General features: G+C 72.1%; 5 protein-coding genes. 2 read left to right on the forward strand and 3 right to left on the reverse strand.

Going from position 1 to position 6,047, the window contains the following annotated elements:
- The first annotated feature begins 19 nt into the window (after positions 1-19).
- Entirely contained in the window at positions 20-379 is a 360-nt protein-coding gene (locus EAO75_RS36190; RefSeq protein WP_147999365.1) for a nuclear transport factor 2 family protein, read from the forward strand.
- Between the two features lie 47 nt (positions 380-426).
- Here EAO75_RS36190 and EAO75_RS36195 read toward each other — a convergent pair whose 3' ends face one another.
- The 3 genes from EAO75_RS36195 to EAO75_RS36205 all read right to left on the reverse strand — a co-directional run bounded on the left by EAO75_RS36195 (position 427) and on the right by EAO75_RS36205 (position 5,670).
- The gene (locus EAO75_RS36195) at positions 427-2,010 is read right to left on the reverse strand and encodes a vWA domain-containing protein (RefSeq protein ID WP_147999366.1); all 1,584 of its coding nucleotides are present in this window, start codon (positions 2,008-2,010) and stop codon (positions 427-429) included.
- A 148-nt stretch (positions 2,011-2,158) separates the two neighbouring features.
- On the reverse strand, positions 2,159-3,022 hold the full coding sequence (locus EAO75_RS36200) for an ABC transporter permease (RefSeq protein ID WP_147999367.1): 864 nt from the start codon (positions 3,020-3,022) through the stop codon (positions 2,159-2,161).
- Positions 3,019-5,670 (reverse strand): CocE/NonD family hydrolase, encoded by a 2,652-nt coding sequence (locus EAO75_RS36205; protein ID WP_187284730.1) that lies wholly within the window; start codon positions 5,668-5,670, stop codon positions 3,019-3,021. The genes EAO75_RS36200 and EAO75_RS36205 overlap by 4 nt, the downstream gene beginning before the upstream one ends.
- Positions 5,671-5,705: 35 nt before the next feature.
- Between EAO75_RS36205 and EAO75_RS36210 the strand changes: the two genes are divergently transcribed.
- The coding region (locus EAO75_RS36210) for a GNAT family N-acetyltransferase (protein WP_410092836.1) at positions 5,706-6,047 on the forward strand (342 nt) is incomplete at its 3' end.

A 6,047-nucleotide genomic window follows, 5' to 3' on the forward strand; every position in this document is an offset into this window, starting at 1 on the left:
CCACCATCAGGAGACCGGCATGCACACCGACCAGCCCCAGGACATCGCTCCCGACGCCCTGCCCCAGGTGATCACCCGCTATCTGGACGCCCACCGCGCCCATGACACCGCCACCGCACTCGGCGCCTTCCACCCGGATGCCACCGTGACCGACGAAGGCAAGACCCACCGGGGAGCCCCGGCGATCGAGACGTGGCTGACCCGTGCCGCCGGCGAGTACACGTACACGATCGAACTCACCGGCGCGGAGAAGGTCGACACGGACCACTACGTCGCCACACACCACCTGGAGGGCAACTTCCCGGGCGGGGTGGTGGACCTGCACTACCGCTTCACCCTCAGCGACGGCCTGATCGAGGACCTCGTCATCGCACCCTGACCGGCGTCCACGCGGGCCGCCCCGGGCGGGACCACAGCACTCGCCGCTCAATACCGCTCAGCCATCAACCCGCGCGCCCGGCCGATCGTCTCGGCCAGCTGCGACACCTCCCCGTCCTCCGTCTCCCGCGCCAAGTCCTCGGCGTGTTCCTCCAGGTCGTGGAGGGACGGGGCGGCGGGCAGGGCGCTCCAGCGGTCGTCGCCCAGGCGCAGGGCGTCGGCGAAGTAGGCGGCCGTGGCCGTGACCTGGAAGCGGGGGCTTGCGCTCCATACGGAGTCCTGGAGCGCGCCGGTCTCCACGCGGCCCGACTCCTCGTGCGGGGCGCGGGAATCGGGGTCGAGCCAGCGGACGCTCGCCGTGGCGAGGTGGCCCTCGGTGCCCGGCCTGGTGTGGACCGCGTAGAGGGCGGTCACCGTGTGGCCGGGACCGGTCTCGCCGCCGTCGACGCTGTCGTCACGGAAGTCCTCGTCGGCGACCTGACGGTTGTCGTAGCCGATGAGGCGGAAGTCGGAGACCGTCGCCGGGTCGAAGGCGATCTGGGCCTTGGCGTCGCGGGCGGTCAGGTCGATGTTGCGCGGGAGGTCCTCGCAGAAGACCTCGCGGGCGTCGTCCTCGGTGGAGACATAGGCCGTGTGGCCGTCGCCCTTGTCGGCGAGGCGTTCCATCAGGGCGTCGCCGTAGTCGCTGCCGACTCCCACTCCGAACAGGGTGATTCCGTGCTCGCGGCGCTCGGACGCGATGCGTTCGAGGATCGTGTCCGCATCGGTGTCGCCCGTGTTGGCCAGGGCGTCGGAGACCAGGACCACGCGGTTCGTGGCGCCCTCCCTCATGCCTTCCACGGCCGTCTCGTAGCCCGTCTCCACTCCCGCGCCGAGGTTGGTGGAGTCCGTGGGTTCCAGGGTCGCTATCGCGTCGTGGACCTCGTCCCGGTTGCCGCCCAGGCGCGTCATCGGCAGGACCGTCTCCGCCTCGTCGCTGAAGGTGACGAGGGCGACCGAGTCGTCGTCGCGCAGCCGGTTGGTCATCACGCCGAGGGAGCTCTTCGCGAGGTCGAGCCGGCCCGGTTCGGCCATGGAGCCGGAGATGTCGATGACGAAGGTGAGGGCGGCGGGCGGGCGTTCACCGAGGTCGGTGGTCGGGCGGGTGGCCAGGCCCACGCGGACCAGGGACCAGTCCTCGCGGTCGGTGCGGGCGCCGTCCACGGTGACCGAGAAGCCGTTGCCGTCGGGGCGGTCGTAGTCCTGGCGGAAGCTGTTGACGAACTCCTCGGGGCGGACCGTCGAGGGGTCGGGCAGGCGGCCCTCGGAGAGGGTGCGGCGGGCGTAGCCGTAGGACGCGGTGTCGACGTCGAGGGCGAAGGTGGAGAGGTAGTCGGGCGCCGGCGCGAACTCCCGGGACTCGGAGTCGGAGTCGGCGTCGTCGCCGTTCTTCTGCTCGCCCGTGCCGCCTGTACCGCCCGTACTTCCGCCGCCGTTGGCGTAGCCGGGGGCCGGGCGGCCGCTGGGGTAGGTGCTGTTGTCCGCCGAGGAGTGGTCGCCGTCGCCCCCGCCACAGCCCGTGAGCAGCAGGCCGCCCGCCGTGGTGAGCGCGAGCAGCACTCCGCGCAGCCGTCGTATTCGGTACCGCTCCATCTTCCGTGCCCCCTTGGTCCGTTCACGTCGACTTTCTGTGACTGTGACGGGCCAGGGGGCCGGAACGTGCGCTACGGAGCGTTGCGGATGAGTCTCGAAGAGGCCACGGAGGCCGGTCGCCGAGACCGGTAGGTGATCTTCCGTTGACCTAGGACACGACGTCCTTGCGGGCAAAACCGCGGAAGGCCAGCGCGAACAGGACCAGGGCGTACGTTATGGAAATCGCCGTGCCCTGGATCATGCCGGACCACTCGGGAGTGGGCTGGACCGCGTCCGCCCACGCGAACTGCCAGTGCGCGGGCAGGAAGTGCCGCCAGTCGCCGAGCGCCGTCACGGCGTCGAGAACGTTGCCGACGATCGTCAGACCGACCGCGCCGCCGACCGCGCCGAGCGGGGCGTCCGTCTTGGTCGACAGCCAGAACGCCAGGCCCGCGGTGACCAGTTGGGACACGAAGACGTACGCCACGACCACCAGCAGGCGCTGCGCCGCCGTCCCCGAGTCCAGCGAGCCGCCGGTGGGGATCTGCAGCGGGCCCCAGCCGTAGGCCGCCGTGCCCACGGCCAGCGCGACCAGCGGCAGCAGGACCATCGCGGCCAGACTGAGCCCCAGGCCCACCACGAGCTTGGACCACAGCAGGCGGATCCGGGGCACGGGCGCCGCGAGCAGATAGCGCAGGGAGGACCAGCTGGCCTCCGACGCCACCGTGTCCCCGCAGAACAGGGCGACCGGGATGACCAGCAGGAAGCCCGCGGAGACGAACAGGTTCACGGCGGCGAAGTTCGCGCCGGACGCCGTGGCCGTGTCCATCAGGGTGATCCGGTTGCCGCCGGCGTCCGGCTCGCCGCCGATCGCGAACGCCGCGACCAGGACGAACGGCAGGACGGCGAGGATGCCGAACATGACCAGCGTGCGGCGCCGCTTGAGCTGGCGGACCAGCTCGACCCGCAGGGGCAGGGTGCGGCCCGCCCGGTAGCCGGAGGCGACCTCGGTGCGCTCGGTGAGCGTGCTCATGCGGAGCCTCCGATCAGGGTGAGGAAGGCGTCTTCCAGGCGGCGGTGCGGGCCCACCGACTGAACCGGGACTTCCAGCCGTACGAGTTCGGCGACCAGGCGCGTCGCGCTGCCGTCGGCGTCGAGGCGGACCAGGAGTCCGTCGTCGGTGCGCACGGCCGAGGCCACGCCCGCCAGGGCGGCGACCTTCTCGGCGACCGGCTCCTCCACGGCCGTGGCCGTGCCGACCAGCAGCGTGTCGCCGGAGCCGATGATCTCGGCGACCGGGCCCGCCTGCACGAGGCGGCCGTGGTCCATCACCACGAGGTGGGTGCAGGACTGCTCGACCTCCGCCAGCAGATGGCTGGAGACGATCACCGTGCGGCCGGCGGCCGCGTAGCGGATCATCACCTCGCGCATCTCGCGGATCTGGGGCGGGTCGAGGCCGTTGGTCGGTTCGTCGAGGATCAGCAGGTCCGGCATGCCCAGCATCGCCTGGGCGATGGCCAGGCGCTGGCGCATGCCCTGGGAGTACGTGCGCACCGCGCGGGCCAGCGCGTCGCCGAGGCCGGCGATCTCCAGGGCCTCGTCGAGGTGGGCGTCCTCGGCGGGGCGGCCGGTGGCCTGCCAGTACAGCTCCAGGTTCTCCCGGCCCGACAGGTGCGGCAGGAAGCCCGCGCCCTCGACGAAGGCGCCGACCCGGGACAGGACGGGCGCGCCGGGCCGGATCGCGTGGCCGAAGACGCGGATCTCGCCGACGTCCGGCTTGATCAGGCCCATCAGCATGCGCAGGGTCGTCGTCTTGCCGGCGCCGTTCGGGCCGAGGAGGCCGAGGACCTGGCCCTTCTCGACGCGGAAGGACAGGTCCCGTACCGCGTACCGGTCCTGCGAGCCCGCGTACCGCTTGCTCAGATCGGTGATCTGCAGCGGGACCTCGGCCAGCTCGGGGTCGGGCGCCGGGGTCGCGGTGCGGCGGCGGGCCGTCAGCAGCAGGGCCAGGGCGATGCCCGCACTCGTGAGCGGCAGCCACCACACCCAGGACGGCAGCGGGGCGGCGGCGGTGCTCACACCGGGCGCGGTCGGGACCGTCAGGTCGCCCTTCAGGGAGATCGTGTACGTCGCCGGCGCGACCGGCGAGGCGTAGCCGAGGTCCGTGGAGGAGACGACCAGGCGCAGCCGGTGTCCGCTCTCGATGTCGTGGTCGACCGCGGGGAGCGTGAGCGTGACGTCCTTGCCGGCCTTGGCGTCCTCGACGCGTAGGGGCGTGACCAGCTGGGACGGCAGCACCTGCTGGGTGCCGTCGGCGCCGACGTCGTAGACCTTGGCGAAGAGCACCGCGTCCTCGCTGGTGGACTTCACGTGCACGGTCGCCGTCGGGGAGCCGGTGATGCGCAGGTCGTCGGTGACCGGCGCCGACTCGAAGGCGGCGAACTGGCCCGGGAAGTCCAGGGACACCCCGACGCCGAGCGAGGACAGCTGGGCGAGGCCGCCGGAGCCGCCGAGTCCGGGCAGGGCCGAGACGGCGGGCGGGCTGGCGCCGGCCGGGTTGGCGAAGCTCTGCTCGCGGCCGGTGAGGGCGATGGACCTGACTCCGCTGTCCAGGCCGGGGTAGGAGTCCGCGCTCGCGCCCCGCAGCAGGGCCTGGCCGTCGGTGGAGTCGACGCCTCCGGTGCGGGTGACCCGGAAGGCCGGGCCGGTGTCGGCGCTCTTGTCGTCCTTGAGGTAGCGGTCGAACCAGGACTGGACGCGGGCCTGGATCCGGTCCGTCTCCATGTCGCCGCCGTCATGGCCACCGGAGATCCAGTCGACGTCGACGGGGGCGCCGTTGGCCTTGATCGCCTTCGCCGCCCGGTCGGCCTGGCCGAGCGGGAAGAGGGAGTCGGACTGGCCCTGCATCAGCAGGGTGGGGACCTTGATGCGGTCGCCCACGGCCGACGGCGAGCGCTCCTGAAGCATGCTGCGGGCCTGCGCGTCCGGGATGCCGGACTCGGCGACCCGCTCGTACATCTCGCAGATCTGCTTCTCGAACTTCTCGCAGCCGCCCGCCGAGTTGACGAAGATGCCCGCCCAGAGCTTCTTGAACACGCCGTTCGGGAAAAGGGCGTCCGCGAGGTTCCAGTACGTGATCGCCGGGGCGATGGCGTCCACGCGGTCGTCGTGTCCCGCGGCCAGCAGCGAGATCGCGCCGCCGTAGGAGCCGCCCGCCATGCCGACGCGCGGGTCGCCGGTCTTGTCGAGCTCGACCTGGGGCTGCTTCGCCAGCCAGTCGAGCAGCCTGGAGACGTCGGCGACCTCGCCCTTCGGGTCGTTCAGGCCGACCTCGCCGGTCGACTTCCCGAAGCCGCGGGCGGACCAGGTCAGGACGGCGTACCCGTCCCGGGCGAGGTCCTCGGCCTGCTGCCGTACGTCGTCCTTGCTGCCGCCGAAGCCGTGCGCGAGCAGCACGGCCGGGCGGCGGCCGCTCGCGGCGGCCGTGAAGTACGAGGTGTCGACGCGCACCCCGTCGCCCATGTCCATGACCCGGTCGGCGCGGCGCACCGCGGGCGCGTCGTCGTCGGCCGACGCGACAGTCCACGTACCGGCACCGGCTATGACGACGACAGCGGCCGCGGCGGCCAGCAGCCGCCGCGGCCCCCGTAGTGCGCGAAGCCCGGGCAATCGAAGATCCATGGTTCAACGGTACGGGGCGAACCTGTCGGAGAGTTATCTACCGCAGGCCGAACCGCGCCCCCTCCCACGGAAGTACGAGCCCCCTCCCGCGTACACCAGCCGTGGTACGAAGGCACATGGACATCCGTCGGGCGGCCACGCTTGCCGAAGTCGCCGCCGCCGAGCATCTGTTTGATCATCCGGTGCGTACCGAGTGGGCCGAGCGGTTCCTCGCCGCCGCCGGTCACCATCTGCTCGTGGCCTACGTGGACGGCGAGCCGGTGGGTTTCGTCAGCGGGGTCGAGACCGTGCACCCCGACAAGGGCGCCGAGATGTTCCTGTACGAACTGGGGGTGGCCGAGCCGTTTCGGCGGCGGGGCATCGGGCGGGCGCTGGTG

This window comes from Streptomyces sp. UW30 (genome assembly GCF_008042075.1).
In the GTDB taxonomy this organism is placed as follows: Bacteria; Actinomycetota; Actinomycetes; order Streptomycetales; family Streptomycetaceae; genus Streptomyces.